The following is a 26,922-nucleotide window of genomic DNA, read 5'->3' as shown; positions in this document are numbered from 1 at the left end:
AAAGAAGACCGGGCCTCTGCTGGTTGTGATCATGATGTGGTGTCTAGATCACTAGCAGAGGCCCGACCCATACCCACAGACGGCATCAAAAACAGGCTCCAAGAACACGAGCGGGTACAGGTCCGCATCCTCACGCGGCGAAATCAGGCTGAAACTGCCCTCCAGGCCCTCGTGCCAGTCCAAGGCGTCGGGCACGATCCGCACGTCGACGTTGCTGCGCCGCATCATCTTGAGCAGGAACTCCAGCTGCTCGATCATCACGTCGACGCCGCCGATCCGCTGGCGCAGCGCCGTTTCGTGAATCAGCGCGACGAGGTGGACCGGGTGTTCGCGCTCCTCGGCAAGGACGCCCTGACGGCCCATCCGCGTCATCACCCGGATGGTCACTTCGCTGGCTGGCAGCGGATTGCCGCCGCCCACCATGATCGCCCTCGCGTACCGCTTCGTCTGGAGCAGGCCGGGCACGACGCCGATCGTGTAGGACACGATCTCCCGGGCGACGTCTTCAGCCTCCACGATCATGCTGGTGTGCTGCCGCTGCTCCGGCAGCGTGTTCGCGTACCACGGGGCCTCGGTCTCCGCGCCCTGCAGCAGCGCCATCACCTCGGCCTTGTGATCACCGGTCACGCCGAGGTGATCGAGGATCCGCTCGGCCACGTCGGCGCTCGGGACAGCCTTGCCTGTCTCGATCTTCGAGAGGCGGCTCGGGTCGATGCCGAGCTGGCCAGCGACGGCACGCAACGTCCAGCGGCGGCCGTCGCGCTGCTCGCGGTCCTCACGGACCTCGCGCTCGCGGGCCTCGCGGGCCTCGCGAACGGCGGCTCCGAAGCTGCGCGCCTTCGGTGTCCCGGTCGTGCGCCGTTGGTTGTTCACCATGCCACAGAGCATAGGGCCCACTTCCAGACCGATCCGAGGGTCACTCGATCAGGCCATTGCGGTGAACCATGACCGACGTAGACACTGTGGACGTCAACACCGACCACACTCGGACACACGATGCCTCTGTTGCGGTCGGCACCACCGACCAGCTGGGGGCCAGCATGACGCGAGGGTGGCCGTACGAGAGAAAACCGATCAAGGCTGTGGACCCGATCGGCCGGGACGTCGAGGTGAACGTGGGATTCGTACACGACAACGACGGCAAGCTCCGGCTCGCGCTCGGCATCGGCGACGGCCCCACCGCGCTCCTCAGCGTGGGCTTCGGGCTCCGGGCCACCGCGATCGAGCTGATGTCCCAGCTGCACTACGCCATCGGTGACCTGCTCAAGCGGGGCGGATCATGACGGCCGCACTCGCCATCAGGATGACGCCGGCACCCGGGCTTCTGCATCGTCGCGCGACCGATCGAGAGCAGGCAGGATGGTCCGACCACGACCGGGCGGCGAACACCTGCAGCTGGTGCAAGACGGCGTACCGGGCCGGTTCGGGAGCAGCCTGGGTGTGCGAGCACTGGTACGAGGGGCTGTAGTGGACGGCCAGGAGCGGCCGCCCGCCCGCTACATCCAGGACCAGTTCACGTTCACGCCATGGGGTGTGCGGGTGTCCGAGCTGACCGACGCCGAGCTGCTGGACTACGACCCGAGCCGCTCGCCGAAGCCCGATCCGCCGCCGTCCGAACCGCCGGACGTACCGGCTGCCTGAGCCGCCTGGCCGCCGCGCCGACCCCGACGGGCGCGGCGGCCAGGTTCCCACTCCGCGGACCCGGTCGGCAGGCGAACTGGGTGATCGCGGAACGGCCGCCTTGAGCAGCGGCGGCCAGCCCTGCCGAGGCCGGTACCCCCAGGTCCCGGCAGGGCCCCAGCGCCGCCCGTTGCCTCGTCCCCGCACACAACCTCCCGGGGCGACGGGCGGCCCCAAGCCGCGTCGGGATCACGCCGGCGCGGAGCCGGGCCCCCGGCCCTCCAAACCCGGGGGCCCGGCGCCGGTGCGTAACAACCACACCGTCAACACCGACCAACAGGACGCCACCACGCCAGCCTGAGGGGAACCCATGCCGAACCGCACCGCCGCCGCCCTGCTCGCCGCCACCGCCGCCAGCTTCCTGCTCGTCAGCTGCAGCAGCGCCGACAGCTCCACGCCGGCCGCCGCCCCGGCGCCGGCTGCGTCCGCCGACCAGGTCGTGGCCAAGCTGGCCGGCAAGATCCCGACCGTCAAGCTCGTCAAGACCTACACCGCCGAGGACGACCCGAACCACCTCCTCGGCCGCCCGAACGGCTACACCTCGAAGGCGGCCTTCGCCGACAGCCGCATCCCGGTCGACCAGCTGGACGGCACGGCGCCCGACAGCACGGACCGCGGAGGCAGCGTCGAGGTGTTCGCCGACGAGGCCGGCGCGAAGGCTCGGATGGACCTCGTCCAGGCAGCTACTAAGGGGCTGGATCCCGAATACGACTATGTCGCGGGCCCGGTGCTGGTGCGGGTGTCGCATCTGCTGACGCCGGATCAAGCCAAGGAGTACGAGTCGGCGGTCCGATAGCGGACCGTTCTCGCTGCGGACCGCGGGCCCGTGCCGTCCCTCCCCCCTCGGCGGGGCGGGCCCGCCCCAGGACGCAGCGAAGGCGCCCCCCGAGCTCCGTGTGGAGCTCGGGGGGCGCTTTTTCGCGTTCGGGATCCCGAACGCGGTTTCTGGGGTCAGCTGGCCGGATCGACCGGCGGTGCCGCGGTGGGCGGCGCGGCCGGGGTACGCGGGGTGTGCTTCGCCAGCCAGCCGGCCACGAAGCTCAGGGCGCCGGTGACGAGGCCGCCGACCGCGCCGGTGGCCCAGTCCGGGACGGCGCCGTGGAACACGTACAGGCCCAGCTCCGTGGTCGCGATGCCGACGAGCGCCGCGGTGGTGCTGGCCGCCTTCACCTTGCTCTCGACGACGTTGAGCAGCTGGCCCTCGGCCTTCTGCACCCAGTTCGATGTCACGTTTCTGTCCTCCTTCTGGCTGGATCAGCCGCGGGCCACGATGTGGAAGTCGGTGTTCGACGAGAAGTTGACCTCCGCCAGCAGCGCCTTCGGGCACCGGAAGGTCGTGATGGCCGAGACACGCAGGGCGTCCGGCCCCGGCGACGGGTTGTTGCCCAGGCCGCCGGTCGTGTTGTCGCCCGGCACGTGGCCCTCGCCCCACCAGAACACGTCGCCGATCCACACCGGCTGACGGCCCGGGTAGATCGTGATCCGGGCGTCGTCGCCCCCGGCCAGATCCAGCGTGGCGAACCCGTTGCTCGGGATCGCCTTGCAGTCGACTCGCATCATGTCCTCGTCCTCTCCCTGCTCGGTCGGCGAGCCGTTCCCGCCGGGTGCCGGGTCGACGCCCGGCCAGTAGTCCGCGACCGCCGACACGTCGAACCCCGGGGCGACGTCACCGCGGTACTGCTTCGCCACTGCGCCGGCCGGGATCGTCGGGTCGTTGTCGTAGCGCGCGATCCACCAGTGCGGCTCGGCGACGCCTGCCGCGGCGAACGCGGCCCGGACCGTCGGCCATGCCGACCAGCTGCAGTACACGGTCGGGTCCGCCCCGGCGGCGCGGCGCATCCGCACCCAGCCGGGCGCTTCGTCGGGCCGCGCGTCGCCGGGCTCGACGTCGAGGACGTGCCCGCGGTTCGAGCTCGCCTTCTTGACGATCTCGACCTTGACCGCCCGCGGGAACCGCATCCAGTCGGCGTCCGTCCACGGCGCCAGGACGATCCGGTCGATGTAGCCGGCCACCATCAGGGCGTCGCCGGGGATGTTCGCGGCGGTCACGGCGTCGTACATGGTTCGGGTCACGTGTACCTCCGTCGGAGCGTGGTTCCGGTCGGCAGCACCGCCGACGGTGGCGGGTTCTGCGCGGGCGCGCAGGCCGCATCCCCGGCCGGGCCCTGGTCGACCCGGGTCCGGCCGTCGGAGAAGTCGTCGTAGGTCCTGCACTGGCCGTTGGGGTCCCGGTCGAAGTAGGCGCGGGTGACGCTGACGCCGTCCTTGCCGTCCGCCCCGGGGCTTCCTGCCGGCCCGCCGGGCCCGGCTGGACCAGCCGGACCCGTGGGGCCCGCCGGGCCAGTCTCGCCGGGCGCGCCCGCGGTACCAGCCGGGCCGGTCGGGCCCGCGGGCCCGATGCACTGCGTCTCGGTCGCCAGGCACGGTGGCGACTGACCGGGGGCGCCCGTCGGCCCCATCGGGCCGAGCGGGCCGGCCGGGCCGGTCGCGCCTGTAGGACCGGGCTGCTGCGGCGGCGCCACGATCGGCGTGCCGCCGAGCTGCTTCACCTGGTCGTACAGCTGCTGGCCGGACGCCGTCGCCGCGTCGATGCGCCCCTGCAGCGTGTGAATCGACACCCAGGACCACACGGCGAGGCCGAGCACGCCGAGGACGATCAGGGCTCCGGCGAAGTAGAGCAGCCGGTGCGACCGGTCGTCGCGGGCCTGCTCGGCGGCGGGCTGGACGAGCGTCCGGTCGATCGGGTCACCCGTCATGAGTCCTCCTCGTCCTCCAGCTCGCGCAGCTGCCGGAGCAGCTCCGCGCGCGCGTCGCGCCGATCGTCGTCGTCCTGGGCTTCGTCGTCCGCGCCGATCGCGCGGTCGATGACGCGCTGCGCCGCCGCCCGCCGCTCCCGCCGTGACCCGGTCTTGAGGGCGCGGTGTCCGAGGTAGACACCGCCGAGCGCCGTGATGATGGATGCGATGCCGGGAAGCAGCGATGCGAGGTCACCCACGTCCACCCCCTGTCTGTCCTATGTGGATGGCGTGATGAAGATGGCGGCCAGGAAGCTGCCGCCGAAGTTGGTGCGGAGCGTCTGGCTCGCACCGGTGGTTTGCGTCGCCTCCAGGAAAACCGTTGCCCCGGCAGCCAAGTTCACCAAGGCGGCCATGTTCGCCGTCGGACCTGCGGCGCCCTGCCCGGCGTTCGTGCCGCCCGCACCGACGGCGTTCGTGGACGACGTGGTGCCGTTGACGCAGATGTAGCCGCCCATGTTCGTCGCGAGGGTGGGCGAACCGATGGCCTGGTAGAAAACCTGCCCGTTGAGCAGGTAGATCCCCGCGTGCTGGATGGTGAGCTGGCCGGGCACCGACGCGGTCCACATGTTGTCGGTGTTGATCACCGCCGACTGGAAGTTCACGACGGTGTCCGCGTTATTCGGGATCGACTGCCCCGATGTCTGCTTGACGATCGCGCACGGCTTCTGCGTCGTGAACCCGGCGTTGTTGTACAGGTACAGGTTCGTCAGGTTCGACGCCAACGCGTTGAGATCCGTTGCGTGGACGATCTGGCCGTCCGTGAAGGACGGAATGGTCGGTGTGGGGATACCCATCGTTCTCCGTCCTCAGTAGACACACACGGTGGTCGAGCCGAGCACGCCCTTCGTGGCGTCCCCGAGAATCCACGGCTGCGACACGAACACCGGCGACAGCTCCAGCTCCGTTTTCCACGACGACGCGTCACCTGCCGCGTCGTGGTTGATCGCCTCGACGTAGTAGTCGCCGGAGATCGTGACCGCGCTGGTGCGACGCTTCACCGTGATCCGGGTGCCGATGTCCATCGACAGCACCGCGGTGAACAGCTTCGGGTTCGCCGCGGGGTTGAGCGTCATCTTCGAGACACGCGGGGGCACGCCGGTCCCGGCGGCGCCGGCCGGTTTCGCGTACCGCTGGACGTAGAACAGTCCGGCTTGGTTGACGTCCCAGTCGTTCTGCATCTGCAGCGTCTTCGAGAGGATCCTTTGCCCGTACGCGGTTTGGCTGGTCGCGTTCACGATCGCGGGGAGCTGGGTTCCGGAGCCGCCTGCGGTGAGGTCGGCTTCGGAGTAGACGTAGGTGGGGTCGTAGTCGTACTCCAGCTCCTCGTACGGCAGCTCTCCAGCGCCGCTGTTCTCCCCGAAGGTGAACTGCGAGGTCGACGAAGTTGTTGCGGTGTAGCGGGTTTCGCGGGAGTCCTGGTGCACGACCCCGGCGGCGTCGGTCCACACGAGGCCGTTCTCGGTGTCGGCGATCTCCTGCAGCACATCGAGCATCGACCGGCCACTGTAGGAGAAGTCGGTGGCCATCGACGTCACGCCGGTGTCCGTCACGACGTTGGTTGACCAGTACTTCGTGAGCAGTCGGAGGGCACGCGCGCCGGACTTCTCGCCGAGGTAACCGATCCCGCGCTTGTAATGCGCAGTCTGCTGAGCGGACGAAAGCGCGAAAGGATACGCAGCCATGTTCGCGATAGCAGCGGTCGAGATTGGGTCACCGAAGTTCGTCGTAACATCGATGTAGAAGTTATTCAGCGACATCGCCGGTGGCGTTGAGGCATAGGCGTGAACCGACGAAACAACACCATCGAGAGAGAACTGAGCGTTGTTACTTCCAAGGGCGACGAACGTCAGGTGATGCCACTTTCCATCAGCGAAGAAGGGTAGTCCAGAACTCGTCAGCCCTATAAAACCGAAATAGTACTGCACGGCGTTGTTTGGATCTGTGTACCTAATTGCTAGTACATTTGCGAAGGTATACCAGCCGATGTAGTTCTGAGGGCCGGTCACTTCGCCAACGGTCGACTCGCCGACCCGCATGGAGCCGCCCCCGAAATAAACCTGACCAGCTGACCACTTGATCCAGCATTCAAGGCTGAACGCTTGCGGGTTCATGGCGAAACCGCCCTGGCGAGTTCCCAGCCACGTAACTTGCGTGGAATCGCCGGATGTCACGGGGTCGGCATTTTGCTGCGACAAGGAGACAGCTCTTGAGCCGTCCAGGAATGTGTCTCCGCCGAACGTCACGCTGGCGGAGTTCGATCCGATCTGCTGGTACGCGATCGGCGGTTGTCCGCCTGCCGGAAGCTGCACGGAGGTGGGGAACGCATCATCGTTGTAGGGAATGAACACTCCGGGACCATCTGCGAGCACGGTGGAGGCGTAGGACTGGGAGATGATCGTGCGGGACAGCACGGACAGCGCGTCCACCGCCTCCAGCGGCCGCAAGCCCCGGAAGCCCTGGGAGTCCCACTGCTGCGGGTACCGCTCGATGTAGCCGGTATAGACCTCGTAGAACGTCGGCCCCGATGTCGTGAACGCTGACGCGGCCGGCGCGAATTCCAGCTGCATCGCGTCGACGAACACCGTCGTCGGCGTCGTCCCCGACGCCACCGACAGCTGCACGATCGCGTACCGCGTCGTCGGCGTCCCCGTCAGCGTCAGCCGCTGCCACGCCCCGGTCGTCGACGACGTCGACGACGCCAGCGGCGCCCCGGTCGGGAAGTTGTACAGCGACGCCGTGACGGTGTGCGAGGCCGGGACGAACACGTACAGGCTGAACGTCCACACCTGTCCCGGCACCGTCGCCGGAAGCGCCACCGCCGCCACATCCCCACCGGCGTTGTAGGTGATCGACACCGACTTCGCGCCGTCGAAATGCTGCGCCGTCGACGACACCAGCGTCGGCGACCCCGCGATCCCGAACCAGCCACCCAGGCCGCCCGACTCGAACGACGGATCGTAGTTCACCGTCGACCCGGTGATCATGTTCGTGGCGTTCAGCAGATTCCCGGCCGTGTTGAGCGTCGCGCCGTTCCACCACGCCGCGATCTGCGTACACCGGTACGGCAACAACGAATTCGCCCCGCTGTTCCACGGCGAGCTGGTGTTCACCGGGTTCAACCACTCCGCCGGATCCACCACATCCAGCGACGCCGTCCCCGCCTGCACCACGTCGAGCTCGTACTGCCGGCCGCGGGTCGTCGACCATCCGCGACAGGCCGGGTTGTTCCCGGCCGCTGTCGCGGGCAGCAACTGCACCCCGGAGTTCCCCGGGATGTTCGGCGGCCCCTGCGTGAAGTCCGCGGTGATGGACATCAGCGGATAGACCCGGCTCACGCGCTCACCACCAACCCGTTCGAGGAGTTCCGCAGGTCGTAGCGAAGAACGCCCTGCTGCAGCAGCTTCGCGACGTCACGCGGGTTCATCACGAACGTCAGCGACCCGAACAGCCCTTCACGGCCACCGCCCGGTCGAACACCCATCGCCGACGTGGACATCGACCCTTCGAGCGCCAACGGCAGACTCAGGCCGGCCGTCTGGTGCGCGTCGAGGACCTTCCGGGTCATCGCCTGCACCGCGGACACCGCGAGCGGGGTGTTCGCGTGGATGCCGTTCGCGAGGCCCTCGACGAGGAACCCGCCGACCTCGTGCGTCAGCGTGGACGGGGAGGCGATGCCCATCGCCGACTTGATGCCGTCGACGACGCCGTGCGCCCACGACTGGACCTGCCGGCCGAGCCAGCCGATCATCGACGTGATCCCGTTCCACAGCCCGCGAAGCAGGTCCGCACCGGCGTTGTAGAGCCAGCTCGCTGCGCCGGACAGCCAGCTCTTCACCTTCCCGGGGAGCTCGGTGAAGAACTGGATCGTGTTGTTGAAGCCGTTCTTGATGCCGTTCCACAGCCCGACGAGCAAGTGCCAGCCGGAGTCGACCAGCCAGTTTCCGGCTTCGCTGAGCCAGGTCTTCACGTTGTGCGGCAGATCGTGGAAGAACTGGACGATGTTCGTCCACCCGTTCTTGATCCCGTTCCAGAGGCCGATGAGCAGATCGCGGCCGGTGTTGACCAGCCACGTCGTGATGCCCACGAAGAAGTCGGCGATGTTGCCCGGGAGGTCGTGGAAGAACTTGACCGTGGCTGTCCAGGCGGTTTTGAGACCGCGGGTGAAGGCATTCCAGCCGTCGATGGCCAGCTTGATCAGGGTCCCGGCCAGGAACCCCATGGCGTAGCCGATCTCGTGCGGCAGGTTGCGGAACCACGCAATCGTTGCGTTCCAGGCGTTCTTGAGGCCGCGGGTGAACCAGTCCCACGCGTCCTTCGCCAGCTGGCCCAGTTTCGCGCCGAGTCCGGAGAGGACATCCCAGAGCTTCCCCGGCAGGCCCTTGACGAATCCGACGATGTCGGTGATCCGGTCCGACGTCCACTTCCACGCCGCATTCCAGATGGTGGCGAAGAAGTCGCCGATCTGCGACAGGTGGGTGAACAGCTCCACAAGCCCGAACACCAGCAGCGCGATCGCCGCGACGACCGCGATCACGATCCAGGTCAGGGGGTCGGCGAGGATCGCTGCGGTGAAGTTCCACGCCGCGACCGCGGCGGCGGCGAACGCGATCGTCACCGCACCACCGATCACGATCGCGAGGGCCTCAGCCGCGACCTTGTGGTCCGCGAGGAACTTCGCCCCGATCGCGATCTTGTCCACCAGCCACGACATCGCCGGGAGCAGCTTCTCCCCGACGCTGATGGCCAGCGCGCCGAGCCCGTCCTTCGCCTCGGACACCTTCTGGTTGAACGTGCCCTGGATGTCGGCCCAGCCCTTGACGTGGTTTCCGGCCTCTGTGGCCGCGCCGGCCACCGTGTGGACGGCGTTGTTCGTCGTCTCGGCATTTTCGCCGGTAAGCATGAGCGCCACGTTGAGGCCGGTGGCGTCGCCGGTCGCCTTCGCCAGCGCGGCCCCGTAGGACTGCATCACCTGACCGCCGGTCATCTGCTCGTTGCCGATGACGTGCGTGCTGGCCGCGAGGGTGGCGAACGCGGCGGCCTGGTGCGCGGCGATCGGGTCCATCGCCTTCGCCTGCTTGTTGTACGCCGCCTGGGAAATCGAGCCGTCGATCAACTTCTGGCCGAGCGCCTGGACGTCCTTCGGCAGCGTCCGCAGCGCCGACCCCAGGTCCAAGATGACCTTCGAGGCGCCCGGGCCCATCGACTGCCTGATCCGGTTCGAGATCTCCTGCAGCGTCCCCGAAAGCCCCTTACTGGACAGGTCGTCAGCGAGGTTCTGCGCCGAAATCCCCATCAGGGCAAGCTCTTTCGTCTGCACCTGGGTCGGGTTCTGCATGTGCCGGATCACATCGGCGAGGTTCTGCGCGGACTGCTGAGCGCTCATGCCGTGCACGGTCATCGAGGCGAGATCGCCGAGGATGTCGTCGAGGGAGACGTGCGCGGCCGACGCGACCGGCAGCACCGACGCCATCGACGCGGACAGCTCCTCGAACGTCGTCTTGCCCGCGGACGTGGCGGCCACGAGCTTCGAGGTGACCGCGGCGGCGTCTTCGCCCTGGAGGTGGTAATCGACCAGCACCGACGTCACCGCGTCGGCCACGGTCTTCAGCTCGGCGTTCTCGGCCTTCGCTCCCTCGGCCGCGGCCCGCAGCACCTGCAGGCCCTCCGCGCCGTGCCGCCCGCCGCTCTCGATGGTGTACATCGCCTTCGAGAGGTCCTCGGCGGAGTAGCCGACCTCACCGGCCATCGACAGGATGCCCTGGCGGACCATCTCGAGGTTCGAGTGGATCTCGCCCGCGGAGGTGACCAGCCGGTTCGTCGAGCTCTCGAAGTCGCCGGCCATCTTGACCGTGGCCACCCCGACGACCGCGGCCGCGGCGCCGACCAGCATCAGCGGCTTCTGCGCCGCCGCCATCTTCGCGCCGAACCCGGCGTCCGTCTCCGCCGCGACCTTCGTCATCGTGGCGCCGAGCGCCTCCGTCGACGCGATCGCCTTCGCCTCGGCGACCTCCATGTCGTAGGCCAGCTTCTGCGTCGACGCCGCCATCCTGGTCTGCGCCAGGTAGTACTGCTCCGCGGTCCGGTCCGCCTGGACGCCGAGGGCGCGCATCGACGCGAGGATCTCCTCGTTCGAGGCGGTGACCTTCGCGGCCTCTTCGGTCGTCGCGACCGCGAGCCGATCGATGCTGGCGGCCGCCTCGGTCGTGCTGACCGTGATCTGTTCCCCAGCAGCGCCCATTTCGGCGCCGAGCGCCGCGGCCTGCTCACCGGCGCGGGCGAACTCGGCGGAGTACTCGCCGATGCCGGCCGTCAGCTCGACGACGACGGGCGGGATGAACTCAGCCACCGTGGCCTCCCCTCACGCGAAGATCCCGGACCAGGCGGCGATGAACGTGGCGTGGACCTTGGGGATGGCCTCTTCGGCGCCGGGCGTGACGTACGGGCGCGTCGGGAGCCGGACCGTCCGGTTGCGGCCGCAGACGCCGCCGAGCTCCTGGATCCGGCTGTACACGGCGGTGGGGCCGACCGCGCCGGCGTAGCGGCCGTCACCGCCGACCGGGCCCCGCAGCGCCATCGACCGCATCAGGTTCCCTGTGATCAGCGACGGGGGCTGCCCGGGGGCGGCGGGGGTGGGGGTGCCTTTCTGGTGGCTACTCTTGCGCAGCTGCTCCTTGATCGACGTCTCGATGAGGCCGAGCCCGGTCACCGTGGCGACGCGGGTCAGCTCGTCGGCGCGGCCGATCGAGGCGACGAGGGAGGCCCGGAGCTCGTCGAGCCCGGTGACGCGCAGCACGACGGGCACCGGGCCACCCCCTTCACCGGCTGCTCTTCTTCATCTCGGCTTCGGCGATGCGATCTGCCTCGGCGGCGATGAGCGGGACCCGGTCCCGCGTGTTGAGCGGCAACGCGCGGACGCGGTCGGGTTCGAGGCCGAACCGTTCCAGCCACCAGAAATCGGAGAACGCCGAATCCCACAGCCGTTTCTCGACGGTGTCGGGCTCGGGGATCTCCTGGCCGTTCCATGCGCCCGAGAGACGCGCCCTTACGCGCTCTCGGGCCCAGAAGGGGACTCCGGGTCCGCGTGCTGATCGGGCGACGGCTTCTGCGGCATCAGGACCCGTTGCGCCACCTTCAGTTCCTCTTCGATCAGGACGACGTCGGAGGCGAGCAGTTCGTCCATGATGGTGTAGTCCACCGACGGCAGCACCCAGGACCGCGGGGTGCCGTCGTCCGCCGGGTCCGGCTCGTACGGCAGCGACCACGCCGTGATCATGATCCCGGCCATGATCTTCACGGCCCGCAGGCCCGCGTCCATCGTCGCGTCCGGGTCGTTGACGTCGATCTTGCCGTTCTTGCCGCCGTTGAGCTGCCGGATCAGCGCGTCGCGGTCCTTGCCGCGCAGGAAGTTCGGGTCCTTCAGCTCGACCCAGCCACCCGAAGGCAGTTCCAACCGTTTCTGTGCCATGTGGACTACTCCAATCCCGTCATCGAAGGGTGAAAACCGTTGCAGGGTCAGTAGGTCTGCGGGGGAACCGCGTTGGCGAGGGTGTAGGCGATCGGCGAGATGCCGCCCGACACACCGGCGTCGGTCGTGGTGGGGATGCCCTGGAACTCGGTGTCCCACATGATCGCGTCCTTGCCGCCGTCGAGTTTCGAGGCGGTGATCGCGCACGACTGGTGGTTGATGGTGTGCTTGATGTCCCCGGCCCCGGCGACGCCGTTGTCGAGCACCAGCTGCATTTGCGGCTGCGTGTTGTTGATCATGTAGAGGAACGCCTGCTCCGCCGACGTCGACGTCGTGAACGACGAGGTGACCGCGATGAACTTCGCCTTCCCGGTCACATCGACCTCGCCCCGCTGGATGATCAGCGGATTCTGCGAGTTCTGGCCGGTGTACATCGGATCGAGCTTCCGCTTGATCGAGATCTCGCCGTCCGTCGCCACCGACACCAGCGTGCCCCCCGAGGCCGGGCCCGCCACGCCCATGGTCACCCGCCACGCCGCGATCGGCGGCACCGTCGACGGCGCCGCCGTCGGCGCCGCGCCGGCGATCTGCGACGGCCAGCTGCTGCCCTTCGCCTCGTAGGTGAACAGCGCCGTCTCCGCGTTCCACTTCAGCGTCAAGTCCGATAGGCACGCCGATGGGAGCACCCGCGCGCCCGTACCCGTAGGCGTACCGCTGAAGTGCGTGAGGGTGTGCGTGACGGGCTGGCCGTTGCCGCCGTTGTAGACGGAGAACTTCGAGTTGAACGGCGCGGTCACCGGCTGCACCGTCGCGCCGGAGGTGTGCGCCTTCGCGACCGGCGCGGTGATCGTGACGTTCAGGGACACGACCGACAGCACCGTCACCAGCTCGAGCGACGCGGCGGTGTCGATGGCCAGCACGGTGCCGGGCACGATGCCGGTCGCCGAGGTCACCGGGACGACCGTGGTGGTCCCGGCGACGAGGGCGCCGGTCGTGGTGGTCGACGACCCGGCGTTGGTGCCGCCGGTGTAGGCGACGTCGCCCAAAATGTTGCGGAGCAGGAACCCGATGGTGTCGCCGTAGACGTTCCCGGACATCGTGAAGTCGGTCTTGATGACGCCGGCCTGCTTGCCGCGCGTCCCGACCATCGACCCGGTCCACGCGGTGTCGTCGAGCCAGACCGGCTTGTCTTCCCACTCGAACTTGTCGCACGCGATGGTGGTGGTCATCGCGACCGGCGTGCCGGGCGCGGACTCGACGGCGATGCCGACGAACTGCTTGGCGGAGGCGAAGGTGCCGACGGCAGCGGGCATGGTCAGTTCTCCTTGATCCAGCGGCCGTCAGCCGGCGGTCCGGCGGGCCAGTCGTAGGTTTCGCCGGGCTCGGCGACGAACGAGGGCGGGCTCATGTAGGTCTGCGCGTACGGGCCGGTGAACCGGTATCGGCCCGGCTCCAGGGCGGCGGGCGGGTCCGGCGTCGGCTCGGCGTCGGGGGCCGAGTCGGCGCCGGACGTCTCGACGGGCGCCGCGGTCTCTTCCGGCGGCGGGGCGTCGGCGGCCGGTTCCGGGCTGGTGTTCTTCGCGGGCATCGCGCGCTCCTTCATGCCTGGACGTACTCGACAGCGATGGTCTTGATCAGCAGATAGCCCTTGGTGATCCCGGCTTTCGCCTCGGCCTGCGCCAGGTCCCATTCGAGGAGCTCGCCCTCGCCGATCTGGAAGCCGAGGTTCTCGAAGCCGCCGCTGCCGCACGCAGGGTCGGCGTGGATCTTCGCGATCATGGCGTCGCGGAGGGCGTAGGCGTCGTCCTGCGCGTCCTCCCCGAACGGCGCGGAGGAGATCAGGAAGCAGTGCAGCTCGACGCGGTGCTCGACCCGTTTCCAGCCCTTCACCGCCGGGCTGGCCACGCGCCGCTCGGCGCCGCCAGGCAGCTGCACCACCAGCTGGCTCCCCGACGGAGTGCCGGTCGCCATGCCGAGGTAGTAGTCAGCGCCGACGTCGTCCTTCGCGAACGCTTTGCGGACCACGCCGAGCCCGGCCACCTGCGGAGTCCGGTAGGTGCGGGTGTCCGCGTCGTAGGCGCCACCGAAGTAGGTGCACAGTCCGTTCAGGACGCTGCTAGCGGACACGGTTGTAGTCCTGCAGCAGCCGGATCGCTTCGGTCACCAGGCCCGAGCCGTCCTTGCGGGAGTCGTCCGCGCGGATCGACGGCGACACCCGCGAATCCGGGAAGCTGTCGCCGACGCCCTCGTCCGGGCGCATCAGCAGCGCCATCGTGTAGAAGATGACCGCCTGCCGCACCGTCGTCGGCAGGTTCGAGACGCTGATCGCCGCCGCGGTTGGGTTGTGCGCCTTCGCGAACACGCCGACGATCGGGACGGTCGTCGACCCGGCCACGTACGAGGGTGCGACGGTGACGGCTTCCTCGACGCCGGGATCCCACACCCGCAGCACGGTGCCGGCGACGATCCCGGTCGGGTCGGTCACCGTGAACGAGGCGTCCCCGGCCGCCACCGCGGTGGCGAGCAGCGTGGCGACGAACCCGGCGACGTAGGTCCAGCGGGCGTAGATCTCCCCGGAGGTGACCGGCGCCCCGAACTGCAGCGCGTTCATCGCCGGGGCCGCGGCGCCGGCGGGGTAGCCGACGATCTGGACGCCGTCCTCGATCCACAGGTTCGACAGGTCGGTGAGCGCGGTGAGGGAGTCCGGCGAGGGCCCGATCGCCAGGCCGGTGAGGGCGGTGACCGGGGAGTGGTCGGCGTGGTGGGAGATCCGCCCGGCCCGGGAGATCCGGAGCCGGACATTGTCGACCTGGACGTGCGCGCAGATCGAGCCGCCGGGAGTGCCCATCGCGCACTGGTCATCGGCCCACTGGGACGCGGTGAGCAGCATGTTGTTCAGCTGCGCGTCCTGGTCCGCCGCGACGACGTCGCCGGGGCGGAGGTTGGTGAGCGGGATGAAGGTGGGGTACGCCTTGAAGCTGGCGGGCGTGACGTAGGGCTGGGTGAGCACGGCGCACCTCCCTTCTGTGGTGGGTCAGCGGTCCCAGACGCCGTGCTCGCACGAGGCGTTGTTCGTGTCGGAGCTGGGCCAGCCGTCGGGCCAGCAGACGGCGCACAGCTCGCCATCCTCGACGTCGGGTGCCTGGTCGGCGTCCGGCGCGACGTCGGGCTGCTCGGCCTCGTCCGGCGACGGGGTCGCCGGCGGGAAGTCGGCGTCGAGCAGCCGCGCCACCAGCTCCGGCTTCGTGCCGGTCTTCGGCAGCGGCGGCGTCCGCTCGCCGAGCTCGGCCTGCAGGTCCACCACCGTCATCTGCTCGTACAGGGCCTGCGCCTCTTCGCGGTTCGACTCGGCCATCGTCACTGCTCCTTCGCGCATTCGCGGCCGCAGCGGCCGCACGTCTTGAAGTGGGACCCGAACCCGCACTCGCAGCGGTAGCCGCCGCGCACCGTCCCGGCGGCGAGGTTCGGGGCGAAACCGCCGGCGGCGCGCAGCATCCGCGCGTCGGCCGGGCGCATGGTGTAGACGCCGTCACGGGAGTGGTACCGGCGCCCGTTGACCTCGACTTGGCGGGCGGCGCCGTCCGGCGCGCAGACGCGGACGCCGTCCATCAGCCCGGCACCGTGTTGCCCGCGGTCTTCATCGCCGTCACCAGCAGCGCGCCGAGCGCCGCCTCGGTGCCCGGCGCGACCGCGGCGATCACGTCGCACGCGCCGACGAAGACGTAGTTGTCGCCGGTGACGCCCTTGAGCGCGGCCAGCTGCGCCGCGGTCAGCGTCGACCCGTAGTAGGTGTTCAGCACGGCCATCACCGCGGCCACTCCGGCGCCGGTGAGCTTGTCCCCCAGGGTCGCGACGGTCAGCCGTCCGGCGACCGTCTCGGTCTGGAAGCGGGAGCCGTGCGTGAGCGGGGACGCGAGGACGACAGGGTCTTTCGCCATGATCATGCTCCAAGGTGGACGGTCGCGAGGACCTCGGCGGCAGCGGTGACGAGGCGCTGCCGCCGAGGAGCGCGGCAAAAGGGACCCAGACGGCGACGCGTTGGCGCGCTAAGGGAACGCGCCGCCGCCCGGGGTTTCCCTCCGGGGAGAGGGTCAGAGGATGTTGCTGATCAGCCCGGACCAGCCCGGGGCGTAATGCACGAGCGCGTTGTACATGTACGTGCTCTGGTCGTACGTGAACTGCACGACCGGCCAGTCGACCGCCATGTAGTCCTGCGGGCCGATGACCGCGGCGGTCGCGTTGACCTCCGAGTCCGGGACCGGGAGCGTCCGCGAGCGGATCAGGGCGTTGCCCTGCGGCATGTACGGGTGCACGTCCAGGTTGACCATCTTCTTGGTCACCTGGTTCTCGATGCCGGTGATGCTGGTGCCGAGGAAGTGGCCGTGGCCGTCGCCGTTGAGGTTGAGCCGGTAGTTCGCCGACGACGCGGTCTTGAGGAGGTCGCCGACCTCCTTCATCACGCTGGCGTCGCACAGGACGTCGTCCGGGTCGGCCTTCACGCTCTGGTAGAGCGACAGGAACGCGGCCTGGAACTCGGCGCCCGGGTTCACCGTGGAGAGGGCGGCGTTGAGGCGCTTGAAGTAGCCGGTCTGGTTCGGGTCGGCCTGGACGGTGAGGAACCCGTCGTAGGCCGCGGCCGACGCGGAGGTGTTCGTCGCACCCGGGTTGACCGCGCCGGTGTTCGACGGCGGCGCCGTGATGGTGATCGTGTTGCCGACGAACTGGGTCTGGAACGTCGCCGTGCCCACCGCGCCGCCCGCCTGGGAGACGTACAGGTTGTACACGCCGAGCGACCCGGCCGGCTCCGTGGTGACGTTGACGGTGATCGTCGACGTGGCACCTGTGGTGACCTGGGACGGGTTGTTCGACACCGCGGTCTCACCGAAGCCGGTCTTCGCGGTGACCACGATCGCGTACGTGCCGGCCGCGATGGTCCCGCCCGTCGTCGCGGTCGAGGAGCTGATGACGGGGGCGGAGACGGCGCCGACGAAGCCGGTGTCGGTGCCACGGCCGTAGAGCAGCGAGCGCTCTTCGGCGCCGAACGTTGCCCACAGCAGCGCCGTCTGGGACAGGCTGCGGATGTCCTGGAAGCCCTGCCCGGCGAACTGCGCGGACCAGTTCACCTGGTCCGACAGGCTCTGTTCCTTGTAGATCACGGACTTGTTGTCCGAGGCGTAGGCGATCTTCGCGCCGCGGCGCAGCGCCAGCGACCCGAACGACGTCTGCACCGTGTCGCTGTTCATGAACGCCGACTGGTCGGCGACACCGCCGACACCGGAGTTCGACCAGCCGGTGATCCGCTTGAACTGCCTGGCGGTGCCCTGCCCCTTCTCCCGCGGGATCACGTTGCGCAGCGGCGTGAGCCGCGGCACGAGCAGCTTCGCCGGCGCCTCCAGGTCGTAGGGCACCAGGCCGGTGGCGTTCGGGTTGGTGAGCGTCCAGTCCTTGGCCAGGTCGGCCTCGACGGCCTTGAGGGCGTCGAGTTCGCCCTGGATCGAGGCGAGCACCTCGGAGGGGACGGACTTGGTGATGTTCGCGATGTGCTCGGCGGTGGCGTTCGCGGCGCGGGCGCCCTTGACGATCGTCTTCGTGCTCGGGTCGAAGATGTCGTGCTCCGCGCCGGTGTGGGACTTGGCGAGGGTGGCCTTGTAGTCCTCGAACCGGGTCGCGACTTCGGTCGCCGTGGTGGCGTCGGAGAACATCTCCGTGGGGGAGGGAACTGCGGTCGGCATCGGGATTTTCCTTTGCTCTAGGACGCGTCGAGCGCGGCGGCCATTTCGAGGTAGCCCTGCCGGGCCTTCAGGTCGGTGGTCGCGTCGGCCATGCGTCGGTAGTGGGCTGCCTTCTCCAGAGCGGCGTCCTTGGACGCGGCTTTCTGGGTGTCCTGCGCGGTGCGCGTCAGAACGGGTCCACCGGGCGCGGGAAGTGCCTTCACCTTCGCCAGTTCGGCCTCCAGCGCCTTCATGCGCTCTTCGGAAGCCCGTGTGGCCTCTGTGACTGCTGCCTTCACCAGGGCGGTGAGGTCATCCGCGCCCACGGTCTTCTCGACCGCGGGCGCGGAGGTCTTCGTGGTGTCCGGGAGGTCGGCGAGCCCGATGGTGACCATCGCGTCGCCCTCGAGATCCTCCTCGGCCTCCATCATCATGAACCACTTGAGCGCCCGGACTGCGCACAGCAGTTCGTCGATGTCGCAGGCGTCGGAAAGGTTGCCGGCGGCGAGCGACTCGGCTTCGGAGACGATGATCCGGCCGATGATCGCGATGGCGTCCTGCGCCGACGCGATGTCCTCTTCGGACGTCGACTTCGTCAGGTTCGGGAGCAGGGCCTTCAGCTCGGCGGCGGCCGCGGCGGCCGCGGTCGTGTCCGGCTCTGCCGCCTGCTCAGTCTCGTCGGGACCCTCATTTGAGGGAATCTCGGCCGCCCGGTCCTGCTCGTCGGCGGCCGGCTGCTCGGAGAGTTCGACGAACTCCTCGGTCTTCACGAGGCCGTGCTCGCGGTCGAACGCGGACGCCTTCACCGTCATGCCCGGCTTCGCCGCCTTCGCCAGGCTGAGCATCGCCGTCGGATTGCACGGCCGGTCCACCAGCGACACCTCCACGATGTCGCCGCCGACGATCCGGCCACCCGGCGCCGCCGCGTCCTTCACCACCCGCGGGTTCGAGATCCCGATGGAGTAGCCCTTCAGGACCTTCTTCTCCACCTTCTCGGCCGAGCCCTTGTCGACGACCAGCGCGGTGACCATCCACGAGTCGCCGGACTGCTCCAGCTCGGTGCCGACGCCCGCGGCGATCGACGAGTGCTGCTCGCGGATGTTCGCCCCGGTCGAGAACCAGGTCGGCATGGCCTTGCCCAGCCACGCCGGGTCGCAGATCTGCTGGTCGAGGTCGAGGTCCGGGCCGGTGGCCTTGCCGACGACCACGAGGTCGCCGTCCTCGTTCCGCTCGGCCTTGACGATCTCGGCGTAGACCGTGGTGGTCGTGGTCATGATGCTGCTCCTGTCGGGTTCAGCTCGTCGGCGAGCGTCGGCCAAGCGATGTCGGCGATCGATTGCACGTCCGGGGCGAGCGCGCACCGGCACCGCGGATGCCCCGGCGGCCCAGACGCCCCGCTCGGGAAGGACTGGCCAATCGACACCGGCCCGGCGTCCTCGTTCTCCATGCACGCGGGGCACACCCGCTGGTCCGCGGCGGTCATCCACGTGTTCGCGGTGATCCCGGCGTTGAGGTACCGGCCCTGCGTCGCGAAGTTGATCGCCCGCGACGTCTCGGTCTCCGCGACCAGCGACGCCCACTTCGAGTCCGCCAGGACCTCGTCGAGGCCGCGCGCGATGGTGTCCGGCGCCAGGCCGCCGGTGATGCCGTCGGCGAGGATCTCCGCGAGCGCGTCGAGACGGCCGGCCAGCACCGAGTTGATCGTCACCCCGGCCTGCTCGAGCAGCCGGTCGAGGCCGCCGTCGAGGAGGGCTCGTGCGGCGTCGGTGTCGCCCGGTGTCCACCCGGCCCAGTCGATCTTCAGTCCGGCCGCGGCGTGCCCGGCCGCCTGGACCGGCAGCGCCACTCCGGTGGCCTCGGCCGTAGACACGATGGCGTCCCGCAGGACCCACACCGCGGACCGGTCGCCGACGTAGTGGCCGTCGGTCCAGATGCCGTGCAGCACCTCGGTCAGGACGTTGCGCAGCGCCGGAGGCACGCCCTGGGTGGAGAGCCAGATCCGGGCGTCGGCGATGTTCGCCGGGTTCGACCGGTCGTCCGTCGTGGACTTGGCGAGGCCGCGGGCAGTGGCCCAGGCGTCGGCGAGCGCCTGGGTGTCAGTCGCTCCACGCAAATCCCGGGACAGGCGTACTGCCCAGTAGGCCGCGGTTTCCTCGTCCTTCGTCCACCCGGCCCAGGTCTGGCCGGTTCGGGCTTTTGGGCCGCCACCACCTGCCTTCGTCAGCGCAGCGACTTCGGCCGGAGTGTGGTGCTTCCACTGGAACTCGCGGGCGCGGGGCCCCTTGGCGGTGAAGCGCCGGTAGGCGGCCTTCTCGGCTTCCTTCGCCGCGCCGGCCGCCGCCGGGGCGGTCTCTTCACCGTCCTCGGTGTCCTGCTCGTCGTCCGCTTCCAGCTTGTCGCCGGGCTCTCCCGGCGCGTCCGGCGCCTTGGTCGGCGGCTGGATCACCACCCCCGCGGGCTCCAGCTTCGAAGCGCCGTCGAGGAACACGATCCCGCCGCGGCTGCTGACGATCATCGGCATGTCCGCCTCGGGGAACGAGTACCGCGGACGCCCCAGCTCGTCCCGCCACTCGTTCAGCGTCATCCCCGCACCGTCCACACGGGCCCGGTTCAGGGTGTCCGCCGACGCCTCGTCCTCCTGGTCCAGGCCGAGCCACTTGAACTCCAGCTCGGCCGGCATCGCCAGATGCGTCCGAGAGATGTCCGAGATGATCCCGGCCATCCACTCCAGGTCCGGGCGGGTGCCCTTGCGCTGCTGCGCGGCCTCCTGGCCCTCGTGGTAGCCGGAGGAGCCGAGGCCCTTCGCCTCGGTGAACCCCAGCTCCGCGATGGACATGTCGAAGTGCGCCACCACGAGCTTGAGCAGGTGCAGGTCGTAGTCGGGCTTGTACTTCTCGTCCGCGCCGTTGCGGCCCTCGACCGGCTCGACACCCGGCGGCAGCATCCGGAACCGCTGCCGCTCGTCGGTCTGGCCGGCGTAGATGTCGTTGAAGAACCGCTCGTACTCCAGCGTCTGCTGCGGGGTCCAGCCGGACGAGCCGTCGTTCTTCATCCAGCCGGCGGGCATGACGCCGTCGGTGTACTCGGCGCGCATCCACGCCATGCGCTTCATCCACAGGTCGACGTCCGTCAGGGACTGCTCGACGGCGGACAGCCCGTACGGCGAGAAGGTACGCACCTCGCGGCGCAGGTAGATCAGTTGGTCCGCGTCGTAGCCGCCGGTCAGCTGGGTGCCGTCGTCGTCGGTGTCGGTGTCGGCCGTGTACTCCCCGCGCGGGAAGCCGTACAGGATCTGCTGGTACGCCGGGTACGGGGGCAGCGGCCGGCCGCCGCGGTTGTCGAGCAGCGGCTTGATCGTCGACCCGTCGAGCACCTCCAGCGAGTACAGGTCCCCGCCGAGGGTGTACCGCGGGTAGATCGCCAGCGCGTCCAGGACGAGGTGCTCCTCGAGGGCCTGCATCATCCACGCGCCGAAGTCGTAGCCGTTGCCCTTGTCGGGCTTCTTCCAGAACGCGGTGATCCGGGCGCGCTCCGGTGCTAGCCGGGCCTGCAGGTCCTGCTCGATGTCCGCGCGGGACTTGCCGGGCGCGTCGCGCTGCGCGGCCTCGACGGCGTCCTGGGACACCGAGATGTCCCACTTGAGCGAGACGATCTCGTTCTTGCGGATCCGGATGCAGTCCCGGATCACGCCGATGTTCGACGCGCGGCGCAGCACCTGCCATGGCACCAACCGTGTGCTGGTGCCGGGGAGGTTCCAGGAGACCGGGTACTCGTAGATCCGCGGCTCCGCGCGGCCCGTGTCGGCGCGCACCGGGTCCAGCGGCGACGGGTACAGCGGCGTTCCGGGCCCGAATGCGTACGGAAAGGTGTCGCGCGGCATCGGGGTCTGCTCGCCGAGGTGCTGCAGCTGCTGCTGGGTGGCCACGGCGACTTGCGCCGCCATGTCCCGCACCCCGCCGGCGAGGTTGCCGGTCAGGCCGGCCGGGAGGCTCTTCTCGACGGAGAGCGGCCGCGCGGCGACGCGGCGCGTCACGGTGCGCGGGATGATCCGGCCGGGACGTCGTGCGGGCATCAGCGTCCCCCTGTCTGTGCGGTCTTGGTGGCCTTGAGCCAGTCGAGTGCGTCACCGGCGCCGCCGTGCGGTCGGTAGAAGGCCAGCAGCAGCGCGTCGGCCTGGTCCGGCGAGCGGCCGAGCCGCTTCTTCGTGTCGGGCTTGGGTTCGACGACGATCCGGCCCGACGAGTCGAGGGTGTATTTCGGGGCGGCCAGCTGCGCGAACAGCTTGTCGCGGCGCTGCTCGTCGAGGCCGGAGAAGTCGATCCCGCGGTCCTCGGTCAGGCGCCGGCCGACCTCCCACCAGATCTGGGAGCGCAGCCGCGCGTACTTCTCCGGGTGGTCACTGGTCTCCGACACGTTCACGCCGATCACCGAGCAGTCCAGCTTCCCCTGCCCCTTCAGCTCGACGAGGCGCCCGTGGACGCCCCAGCCGATCCCGATCACGTCGAGCTTCACCGACGTGGCCCCGGTCTCCTCGACCGCGCGCAGGACGTGGCCGACCGCGACCATCGCGTCCGTCGTCCGCAGCGACCACGTCCGGCCGACGACCATCCCGCGGCGCTCCTGGATCACCGTCTCGTCCCCGCCGGCGCCGAGGTCGACGCCGAGCTCGACGGGCAGTAGTTCGGCATCGGTCCGCGGGATCGGCTCCGGCGCGGAACAGGCCTTGAGCGAGCTGTAGCGGACGACGCCGTCGTCGGAGTCGAGCGGGAACTCTCCGAGCACCTTCGCGGAGTAGATCGGGGAGTCCTCGCCGAACTCGCGGCGCATGTCCTCCACGTAGGACGGTCCGACCAGGACCTCGCGCAGCTCGTCGGGCACCCACTCGCCGGTGAAGTTCGGGGTGTCGAACGCGCTGATCTTGATGACGTTCCAGCGGTCCGACGCGCACACCCGCGCGAACTCGCTGTTCGGGTCGTCGGGGTTGCCGATCGCGAGGATCCGGCAGTGCTCGCCGGTGGTCAGCGCGCGGGCGGCGGTCCAGAACTGCTTCACCACGCCGCACGCCTCGTCGATGATGACGAGGACGTAGCGGGCGTGGATGCCCTGGAAGGCGTGCGGGTTGTAGTCGGACGGCTTGCGGCCGAAGGCGAGCAGCTGCTTGCCGATCTTCCACTCGGTTTCGTTGATCCGGCCGCGGAACGGTTCGCCGCGGGCTTCGGCGGTCGACGCCGCGTTGTTGATCTCCGACCAGAGGATCGCCTTCACCTGGTCGCCGGTCGGCGCGGTCGTGACGACCCGGGCCGTGCCGGGCGGGTGGGTCTCCATCCACCACGCCGCCGCCCGGCTGGCCATCCGCGACTTCCCCGGGCCGTGGCACGCCTGCACCGCGGTGAACCGGTTGTCCCGGATGGAGTCGAGCGCCTGCACCTGCATCGACCACAGGTGCTCACCGAGCCGCTCCCGCGTCCACTCTCCGCCGTCCCGGGCGAGCCGACGCGCGGTGTTCGCGGCGCGCAGCTGCTCGACCGCGGACAGGCCGGCCGCTACGTCAGCTCGCGACCAGGCGGAGGTGGCGTTCGAGGACATCGGGCGCCGCCTCCCGCTGCTCGTCGGTGAGGCCCAGCTCGTCGAACACGGCCAGCACCAGCTGCGCGACGAGCGCGCCCTGCCGCTCGGCCAGCTCGACCTGCCGGGTGGCGAGGCCGGCGGCGACGGCCTTCGCGGCGAAGTTCGCGCACCGGTCGCGCTCCTTGGCCTCGAGGTCGGCCAGGCCGCGGATCTGCTCACCGGTGGCGTAGATCCCGCCGTCCTTCGAGCTGTCGTAGGTGTGGCCGACCAGCGCGGCGACCCCGCCGACGGAGAAGATCCGGCGCAGGTCCGCGCGCGCGGCCTGCGTCGCGGCCCGTTCCGGCCGTTCCTCGTCGTCCCAACCGTCCGGCTCGTCCTCGACGAGCAGCAGCTCGGCCTCGTGCGCGGTCTTCAGCCGCTCGGCCGCGTCGTACGCCTCCTCGAGGAGCCGCGCGTACCGCTCGGCCCGCGCCGCGGACTGCGAAACCAGCTTGAGCAGGACCTCGCCAGGGTCGACGTTGGTGTCGCCGAGTCCCCAGTTCTCCAGCTCGGCCCGCACGGCGGCCTTGGCCGCGACCTGCGGGGCACGGCCGCCGTGGACGGTGCAGACCGTGCCGCCCCTGATCGCCGAGTTCTTGCACGGCTGGCCGGTGCTGGTGCTGCGGCCGGCGCAGGGACGCTTCTCCGGGCGGCCGGGCTTCCTGGGCATCGTCAGCCGCCAGCCAGCAGCGCGCCGAACGCGGACGCGCCGAGGTCCCGCACCGGCGGCGGCTCCTCGATCGGCGTGAGCTCGACGTGCTGGTAGTCCGGGCCGTCCGTCGTGCCGTCGTCCTGACGGGCGGGGTGGGAGACGTCGGCGACGGTGTAGAGCTGGTCGCCGGCGCGGACAGTCTGGCCGGGCTGCAGCGGCGCGTCGAGGCGGGCGGTGACGAGGTGCTCGCCGTCGACGTGCGCGCGGACCTCGCTGGTGGGGGTGTCCCAGCGGACGGAGAGGTCGGCGGTGATGTCCGGGCCCTGCTCGGCGTGGCTCTCGATGGTCAGGGTGCTGGTGGCGCCGTCTTCGGTGTTCTCGACGGCCTTGAGCACGTGGTGCAGGGCGGGGTCGAGGCCGGTGACCTCGACGCGGCGGCCGATCCACTCGGTGAAGCTGGTGGGCTGGAACTGGCCGCGGCCGTCCGGACCGACCTTGGAGCGGAGCTTGACGGTGATCTCGATCATCGGCCACCTCCCAGGCGGGTGAAGGGCCGCACACCGCGGCGGAGGTCAGCGACCGCGATGGCGACGAGCGGCACGGCGGTGAGCACGAGGAAGATCACGGCTGGCCGCCGAGGTCGAGGTGCTCGACGCCGTGCTCGGCCAGCTCGGCGGCGCGCTTGGTGTCCTCGGCCTTGGCCACGGCGACGCGGACGAAGCAGTCCTTCGCCTCGACGAGCTTCCTGAGACCGGCCGTCAGCTCGGGCCCGTAGGCGAAGAGGCCGCCGAAGTGCTGGGTGCCGGGGTGGCGGTCGCGCCAGTCGTTGGCGAGGTCGAGGGTCATCGGGTTACGTCCTTCCCGGTGGCATGAAGAAACCCCCGGGAGCAGGGGCTCACCGGGGGTAAGGCCGAGGTGCTCGCCTCGGCGGGGTCCGCGGGGCGGTTTCGACACCGCACCCACGATCGGAAATATACGTTCGCTGCTGGTCAGGCGGCAAGCAGGGTGATCAAGCCGTGTCGTCGCAGGTCACGGCGAGGCTGACGAGTTCGGCCCGCGGATCGTCGGCCGAGTCGCCGAGCACGACCTCGGTCCAGGCCACCTCGCGGCCGTCCACGTAGCGGATGGTGGCTTCGGTGCGCCAGTAGCCGCACGGCTCCGCAACGAACGGCCGCGGTTCTCCGAACGGCCCCGGGTCCGCGGTCACGGCCGTCCTCCGTTCCGGAGCTCGGCGCGCACGCGCTCCCACCGCTCCTGCTCGTCGTCGATCGCGCGGTCGATCGGGCCGAGGACCTCGACGACGTCGTAGTCCTCCCGCGGCCGCTTGATCATGTTGCTCAGCAGCCAGTCCTTTTCGGACTCGGTCTTGGCCCAGTACGGGTCGGGGTTGGTGACCATGCGGGCGCGGATGTCGTCCCGGATGGCGATCTTCCACACGGTCGGATCGGTGGTCACGGTGCCTCCGGGAGTCGCTTGGCTGCGATGGTCGCGAAGCACGACGGGCAGAGGATGCCGCCGGAGCCGGCGGGCGCGTTGCCGCACTTCGAGCAGGTCGGGGGGTCAGGCACGGTCGGGCCTCCGGTCACCCGGCGGGCTCCGGATGAGCTCGACGTCGATCTGCTCCGGCTTGGGAGCCACGCCGGAGAAGCTGCCGCGGACGCCGGTGATGTAGGCGCCGCGCAGGTCCAGCGAATGCAGGTAGTACGCCTGCCCGTTGATCACCGGCGTCACGCGCCGGTCGCTGAAGTCCGGCAGCGCGAGGACGTCGGTCGGTGTTTCGATCCACGGTTCGTCGGTCCAGCGGGCCCGGAGCAGGCGCAGCTCGACCTTGGTCTCGTTCATGATCGGGGCGCCGGTGTCGCGGTTGCGGCCGCCGAGCGTCTCGCGGACTTCGAGGCGTTCGACGTCGTAGAGGACGCCTTGGTAGCTGACGAGCTGGCCGGCGCGGAGGCCGGTGAGGTCGAGGCCGCATGGCGTGTAAGCGGTGGCTTGGTCAGGCACGGTCGGGCTCCTTGCGTGTGGCGGGCTCCGGGAGCTGCGCGCCGGGTTCGCCGGTGTACCAGCGGAGGAAGGCGAGGACGGCTTTGCTGCCGTCGATGCCGCTGGCGGTGGCGATGGATTTGGCGTTGGTCCAGAGGTCTTCGGGGGCCCAGACGCGGACCATGACGAGTCCCTCGGCGCGTTGGTTCGGCATGGGGTGACGGTACCACGGTGTGGCAACACCCGATTGGAGTACTTGACCGGTGTAGCCACACCTAGGTAAGGTGTAGTCACACCAAGAACCACGGAGGACCCGATGACCACCACCGCCCACACCGCCGACATCGAAGCCCTGTTCGTTCGCGCGGAAGCCGCCCCGGGCAAGTGCGACGCCTCGGGCACCGTCTACCAGACGAGCCAGCGCGTGATCAACGGCCACATGGTGCAGGTGTACGCGGTGGGCTGGGACCTCAAGACCGCCGCCCGCTTCGTCAACGTCGACCGCTCCACGGAGCGCCTGACGATCGAGCAGGCTGCCGAGCGCATCGCCGCCTGACAGCCCTTCGCCCCGGCCACTCGGCCGGGGCGTCACCTCTCGCAGAACCTCGGCGCGGCGCAGCTGCTGGCCGCCGCCTGAGCGTTCGCCGGAATTTCTCCGGGGAATTTCTCGGTTCCCTATTGTTGGTGTGGCTACACCCGTGCTATAGTTATTACATCAGCAAGAGAGCGAAACCCCCGGAGGAACCAAATGCGAGACGAAGAGATCGCCGAATCCCTCACCACCGGCACCGTCGAAAGCCTCCAGGAAGACTTGGACTACGCCGACTGGATGATCCGCCGCAACCACCCCCTCTTCCACGGCCCCCGGTTCGAAGAGCGCAAGCAGGAATGGCGGGAGTACCGGGAACTGATCCTCGCCGAGATGGCCCGCCGGGCGGCCTAGCCGCCCGGCCCCCGGCCGGGGGCCACCCGTTCCGCCCTGCAGGCAGACACCCGGCGTTCGAGTCCCGGGAGGGCGCTCACCTCGCC

At 69.7% G+C, this 26,922-nt stretch carries 33 protein-coding genes; 5 read left to right on the top strand and 28 right to left on the bottom strand.

The window, feature by feature from the left end; genetic code table 11:
- Positions 1-51: 51 nt before the first annotated feature.
- The gene (locus OO60_RS40065) at positions 52-876 is read right to left on the bottom strand and encodes a helix-turn-helix domain-containing protein (protein WP_162146256.1); all 825 of its coding nucleotides are present in this window, start codon (positions 874-876) and stop codon (positions 52-54) included.
- A gap of 68 nt (positions 877-944) precedes the next feature.
- Between OO60_RS40065 and OO60_RS46815 the strand changes: the two genes are divergently transcribed.
- The 3 genes from OO60_RS46815 to OO60_RS40055 all read left to right on the top strand — a co-directional run bounded on the left by OO60_RS46815 (position 945) and on the right by OO60_RS40055 (position 2,476).
- Positions 945-1,283, top strand: a complete 339-nt coding sequence (locus OO60_RS46815) for a hypothetical protein (protein ID WP_156081356.1) — start codon at positions 945-947, stop codon at positions 1,281-1,283.
- A 184-nt stretch (positions 1,284-1,467) separates the two neighbouring features.
- Complete coding sequence (locus OO60_RS46810; RefSeq protein WP_155849043.1) at positions 1,468-1,641, top strand: hypothetical protein; 174 nt, start codon at positions 1,468-1,470, stop codon at positions 1,639-1,641.
- Positions 1,642-1,990: 349 nt separating this feature from the next.
- A complete protein-coding gene (locus OO60_RS40055) occupies positions 1,991-2,476 on the top strand; it encodes a hypothetical protein (RefSeq protein WP_004560723.1) in 486 nt (161 codons plus the stop codon).
- A gap of 155 nt (positions 2,477-2,631) precedes the next feature.
- On the opposite strand, the gene OO60_RS40050 is transcribed toward OO60_RS40055, so the two are convergent.
- The 27 genes from OO60_RS40050 to OO60_RS46800 all read right to left on the bottom strand — a co-directional run bounded on the left by OO60_RS40050 (position 2,632) and on the right by OO60_RS46800 (position 26,107).
- On the bottom strand, positions 2,632-2,910 hold the full coding sequence (locus tag OO60_RS40050; RefSeq protein WP_033263326.1) for a hypothetical protein: 279 nt from the start codon (positions 2,908-2,910) through the stop codon (positions 2,632-2,634).
- Positions 2,911-2,934: 24 nt separating this feature from the next.
- Positions 2,935-3,753, bottom strand: a complete 819-nt coding sequence (locus tag OO60_RS40045; RefSeq protein ID WP_240490888.1) for a hypothetical protein — start codon at positions 3,751-3,753, stop codon at positions 2,935-2,937.
- The gene (locus tag OO60_RS45255) at positions 3,750-4,436 is read right to left on the bottom strand and encodes a hypothetical protein (protein WP_051767948.1); all 687 of its coding nucleotides are present in this window, start codon (positions 4,434-4,436) and stop codon (positions 3,750-3,752) included. Before OO60_RS45255 ends, OO60_RS40045 begins: the two co-directional genes overlap by 4 nt.
- Positions 4,433-4,675 (bottom strand): hypothetical protein, encoded by a 243-nt coding sequence (locus tag OO60_RS40035; RefSeq protein WP_155848914.1) that lies wholly within the window; start codon positions 4,673-4,675, stop codon positions 4,433-4,435. The genes OO60_RS45255 and OO60_RS40035 overlap by 4 nt, the downstream gene beginning before the upstream one ends.
- 18 nt (positions 4,676-4,693) lie before the next feature.
- The gene (locus OO60_RS40030; RefSeq protein ID WP_003087171.1) at positions 4,694-5,272 is read right to left on the bottom strand and encodes a hypothetical protein; all 579 of its coding nucleotides are present in this window, start codon (positions 5,270-5,272) and stop codon (positions 4,694-4,696) included.
- A gap of 12 nt (positions 5,273-5,284) precedes the next feature.
- Positions 5,285-7,813, bottom strand: a complete 2,529-nt coding sequence (locus OO60_RS46805) for a hypothetical protein (RefSeq protein WP_155848913.1) — start codon at positions 7,811-7,813, stop codon at positions 5,285-5,287.
- Positions 7,810-10,824, bottom strand: a complete 3,015-nt coding sequence (locus tag OO60_RS40010; RefSeq protein WP_003087158.1) for a phage tail tape measure protein — start codon at positions 10,822-10,824, stop codon at positions 7,810-7,812. The genes OO60_RS46805 and OO60_RS40010 overlap by 4 nt, the downstream gene beginning before the upstream one ends.
- 12 nt (positions 10,825-10,836) lie before the next feature.
- Positions 10,837-11,280, bottom strand: coding sequence for a hypothetical protein (locus OO60_RS40005; protein WP_003087155.1), 444 nt, complete (start codon positions 11,278-11,280; stop codon positions 10,837-10,839).
- Positions 11,281-11,520: 240 nt separating this feature from the next.
- Complete coding sequence (locus OO60_RS40000) at positions 11,521-11,943, bottom strand: hypothetical protein (RefSeq protein WP_003087152.1); 423 nt, start codon at positions 11,941-11,943, stop codon at positions 11,521-11,523.
- Positions 11,944-11,990: 47 nt separating this feature from the next.
- Positions 11,991-13,256 (bottom strand): hypothetical protein, encoded by a 1,266-nt coding sequence (locus OO60_RS39995; protein ID WP_003087149.1) that lies wholly within the window; start codon positions 13,254-13,256, stop codon positions 11,991-11,993.
- 2 nt (positions 13,257-13,258) lie between these two features.
- Positions 13,259-13,531, bottom strand: a complete 273-nt coding sequence (locus tag OO60_RS39990) for a hypothetical protein (RefSeq protein WP_033263325.1) — start codon at positions 13,529-13,531, stop codon at positions 13,259-13,261.
- Positions 13,532-13,542: 11 nt separating this feature from the next.
- Entirely contained in the window at positions 13,543-14,070 is a 528-nt protein-coding gene (locus OO60_RS39985; protein WP_003087144.1) for a hypothetical protein, read from the bottom strand.
- The gene (locus OO60_RS39980; protein WP_003087141.1) at positions 14,060-14,953 is read right to left on the bottom strand and encodes a hypothetical protein; all 894 of its coding nucleotides are present in this window, start codon (positions 14,951-14,953) and stop codon (positions 14,060-14,062) included. Before OO60_RS39980 ends, OO60_RS39985 begins: the two co-directional genes overlap by 11 nt.
- Positions 14,954-14,977: 24 nt before the next feature.
- The gene (locus OO60_RS39975; RefSeq protein WP_033263324.1) at positions 14,978-15,298 is read right to left on the bottom strand and encodes an SAP domain-containing protein; all 321 of its coding nucleotides are present in this window, start codon (positions 15,296-15,298) and stop codon (positions 14,978-14,980) included.
- 2 nt (positions 15,299-15,300) lie between these two features.
- On the bottom strand, positions 15,301-15,552 hold the full coding sequence (locus tag OO60_RS39970) for a hypothetical protein (protein ID WP_003087134.1): 252 nt from the start codon (positions 15,550-15,552) through the stop codon (positions 15,301-15,303).
- A complete protein-coding gene (locus OO60_RS39965; RefSeq protein ID WP_003087131.1) occupies positions 15,552-15,881 on the bottom strand; it encodes a hypothetical protein in 330 nt (109 codons plus the stop codon). Before OO60_RS39965 ends, OO60_RS39970 begins: the two co-directional genes overlap by 1 nt.
- Positions 15,882-16,034: 153 nt before the next feature.
- Entirely contained in the window at positions 16,035-17,675 is a 1,641-nt protein-coding gene (locus OO60_RS39960; protein WP_003087129.1) for a hypothetical protein, read from the bottom strand.
- A 17-nt stretch (positions 17,676-17,692) separates the two neighbouring features.
- Entirely contained in the window at positions 17,693-18,928 is a 1,236-nt protein-coding gene (locus OO60_RS39955; RefSeq protein ID WP_003087126.1) for a hypothetical protein, read from the bottom strand.
- Positions 18,925-21,726, bottom strand: a complete 2,802-nt coding sequence (locus OO60_RS39950; RefSeq protein ID WP_003087123.1) for a minor capsid protein — start codon at positions 21,724-21,726, stop codon at positions 18,925-18,927. The genes OO60_RS39955 and OO60_RS39950 overlap by 4 nt, the downstream gene beginning before the upstream one ends.
- Positions 21,726-23,240 carry a hypothetical protein gene (locus OO60_RS39945; protein WP_003087120.1) on the bottom strand — a complete coding sequence of 505 codons (1,515 nt, stop codon included), beginning with the start codon at positions 23,238-23,240 and terminating at the stop codon, positions 21,726-21,728. The genes OO60_RS39950 and OO60_RS39945 overlap by 1 nt, the downstream gene beginning before the upstream one ends.
- Positions 23,203-23,931 carry a hypothetical protein gene (locus tag OO60_RS39940; protein WP_003087117.1) on the bottom strand — a complete coding sequence of 243 codons (729 nt, stop codon included), beginning with the start codon at positions 23,929-23,931 and terminating at the stop codon, positions 23,203-23,205. Before OO60_RS39940 ends, OO60_RS39945 begins: the two co-directional genes overlap by 38 nt.
- Positions 23,932-23,933: 2 nt before the next feature.
- Positions 23,934-24,440, bottom strand: a complete 507-nt coding sequence (locus OO60_RS39935) for a hypothetical protein (RefSeq protein ID WP_003087114.1) — start codon at positions 24,438-24,440, stop codon at positions 23,934-23,936.
- A gap of 94 nt (positions 24,441-24,534) precedes the next feature.
- Entirely contained in the window at positions 24,535-24,759 is a 225-nt protein-coding gene (locus OO60_RS39930) for a hypothetical protein (protein ID WP_003087112.1), read from the bottom strand.
- Positions 24,760-24,922: 163 nt separating this feature from the next.
- Positions 24,923-25,120 carry a hypothetical protein gene (locus tag OO60_RS39925; RefSeq protein WP_003087111.1) on the bottom strand — a complete coding sequence of 66 codons (198 nt, stop codon included), beginning with the start codon at positions 25,118-25,120 and terminating at the stop codon, positions 24,923-24,925.
- Entirely contained in the window at positions 25,117-25,368 is a 252-nt protein-coding gene (locus OO60_RS39920) for a hypothetical protein (protein ID WP_003087109.1), read from the bottom strand. The genes OO60_RS39925 and OO60_RS39920 overlap by 4 nt, the downstream gene beginning before the upstream one ends.
- A 105-nt stretch (positions 25,369-25,473) precedes the next feature.
- On the bottom strand, positions 25,474-25,914 hold the full coding sequence (locus OO60_RS39915; protein WP_003087108.1) for a hypothetical protein: 441 nt from the start codon (positions 25,912-25,914) through the stop codon (positions 25,474-25,476).
- Positions 25,907-26,107, bottom strand: a complete 201-nt coding sequence (locus OO60_RS46800) for a hypothetical protein (RefSeq protein WP_039910817.1) — start codon at positions 26,105-26,107, stop codon at positions 25,907-25,909. The genes OO60_RS39915 and OO60_RS46800 overlap by 8 nt, the downstream gene beginning before the upstream one ends.
- Before the next feature lie 102 nt (positions 26,108-26,209).
- Here OO60_RS46800 and OO60_RS39910 point away from each other — a divergent pair, with 102 nt between their 5' ends.
- Together OO60_RS39910 and OO60_RS39905 are read left to right on the top strand one after the other, a co-directional pair.
- The gene (locus tag OO60_RS39910; protein ID WP_003087107.1) at positions 26,210-26,449 is read left to right on the top strand and encodes a hypothetical protein; all 240 of its coding nucleotides are present in this window, start codon (positions 26,210-26,212) and stop codon (positions 26,447-26,449) included.
- 192 nt (positions 26,450-26,641) lie between these two features.
- Complete coding sequence (locus OO60_RS39905; RefSeq protein WP_003087106.1) at positions 26,642-26,836, top strand: hypothetical protein; 195 nt, start codon at positions 26,642-26,644, stop codon at positions 26,834-26,836.
- The last annotated feature ends 86 nt before the right edge of the window (positions 26,837-26,922 follow it).

Source organism: Amycolatopsis vancoresmycina, from assembly GCF_000716785.1.
Lineage (GTDB): Bacteria > Actinomycetota > Actinomycetes > Mycobacteriales > Pseudonocardiaceae > Amycolatopsis > Amycolatopsis vancoresmycina.
Note: the sequence above shows the minus strand (reverse complement) of the source record. Positions and strands in the feature narration are given on the sequence as shown.

What these genes read in the sequence shown, in the direction of transcription:
- OO60_RS39955 (WP_003087126.1), bottom strand. Translation starts at nt 18,928, where the DNA reads ATGACCACGACCACCACGGTCTACGCCGAGATCGTCAAGGCCGAGCGG.
- OO60_RS40065 (WP_162146256.1), bottom strand. Translation starts at nt 876, where the DNA reads ATGGTGAACAACCAACGGCGCACGACCGGGACACCGAAGGCGCGCAGC.
- OO60_RS40030 (WP_003087171.1), bottom strand. Translation starts at nt 5,272, where the DNA reads ATGGGTATCCCCACACCGACCATTCCGTCCTTCACGGACGGCCAGATC.
- OO60_RS40055 (WP_004560723.1), top strand. Translation starts at nt 1,991, where the DNA reads ATGCCGAACCGCACCGCCGCCGCCCTGCTCGCCGCCACCGCCGCCAGC.
- OO60_RS46815 (WP_156081356.1), top strand. Translation starts at nt 945, where the DNA reads ATGACCGACGTAGACACTGTGGACGTCAACACCGACCACACTCGGACA.
- OO60_RS39975 (WP_033263324.1), bottom strand. Translation starts at nt 15,298, where the DNA reads ATGGCCGAGTCGAACCGCGAAGAGGCGCAGGCCCTGTACGAGCAGATG.
- OO60_RS45255 (WP_051767948.1), bottom strand. Translation starts at nt 4,436, where the DNA reads ATGACGGGTGACCCGATCGACCGGACGCTCGTCCAGCCCGCCGCCGAG.
- OO60_RS39905 (WP_003087106.1), top strand. Translation starts at nt 26,642, where the DNA reads ATGCGAGACGAAGAGATCGCCGAATCCCTCACCACCGGCACCGTCGAA.
- OO60_RS39990 (WP_033263325.1), bottom strand. Translation starts at nt 13,531, where the DNA reads ATGCCCGCGAAGAACACCAGCCCGGAACCGGCCGCCGACGCCCCGCCG.
- OO60_RS39930 (WP_003087112.1), bottom strand. Translation starts at nt 24,759, where the DNA reads ATGACCCTCGACCTCGCCAACGACTGGCGCGACCGCCACCCCGGCACC.
- OO60_RS46800 (WP_039910817.1), bottom strand. Translation starts at nt 26,107, where the DNA reads ATGCCGAACCAACGCGCCGAGGGACTCGTCATGGTCCGCGTCTGGGCC.
- OO60_RS39960 (WP_003087129.1), bottom strand. Translation starts at nt 17,675, where the DNA reads ATGCCGACCGCAGTTCCCTCCCCCACGGAGATGTTCTCCGACGCCACC.
- OO60_RS39910 (WP_003087107.1), top strand. Translation starts at nt 26,210, where the DNA reads ATGACCACCACCGCCCACACCGCCGACATCGAAGCCCTGTTCGTTCGC.
- OO60_RS39970 (WP_003087134.1), bottom strand. Translation starts at nt 15,552, where the DNA reads ATGGACGGCGTCCGCGTCTGCGCGCCGGACGGCGCCGCCCGCCAAGTC.
- OO60_RS39995 (WP_003087149.1), bottom strand. Translation starts at nt 13,256, where the DNA reads ATGCCCGCTGCCGTCGGCACCTTCGCCTCCGCCAAGCAGTTCGTCGGC.
- OO60_RS39965 (WP_003087131.1), bottom strand. Translation starts at nt 15,881, where the DNA reads ATGGCGAAAGACCCTGTCGTCCTCGCGTCCCCGCTCACGCACGGCTCC.
- OO60_RS39945 (WP_003087120.1), bottom strand. Translation starts at nt 23,240, where the DNA reads ATGTCCTCGAACGCCACCTCCGCCTGGTCGCGAGCTGACGTAGCGGCC.
- OO60_RS40000 (WP_003087152.1), bottom strand. Translation starts at nt 11,943, where the DNA reads ATGGCACAGAAACGGTTGGAACTGCCTTCGGGTGGCTGGGTCGAGCTG.
- OO60_RS39935 (WP_003087114.1), bottom strand. Translation starts at nt 24,440, where the DNA reads ATGATCGAGATCACCGTCAAGCTCCGCTCCAAGGTCGGTCCGGACGGC.
- OO60_RS39940 (WP_003087117.1), bottom strand. Translation starts at nt 23,931, where the DNA reads ATGCCCAGGAAGCCCGGCCGCCCGGAGAAGCGTCCCTGCGCCGGCCGC.
- OO60_RS39950 (WP_003087123.1), bottom strand. Translation starts at nt 21,726, where the DNA reads ATGCCCGCACGACGTCCCGGCCGGATCATCCCGCGCACCGTGACGCGC.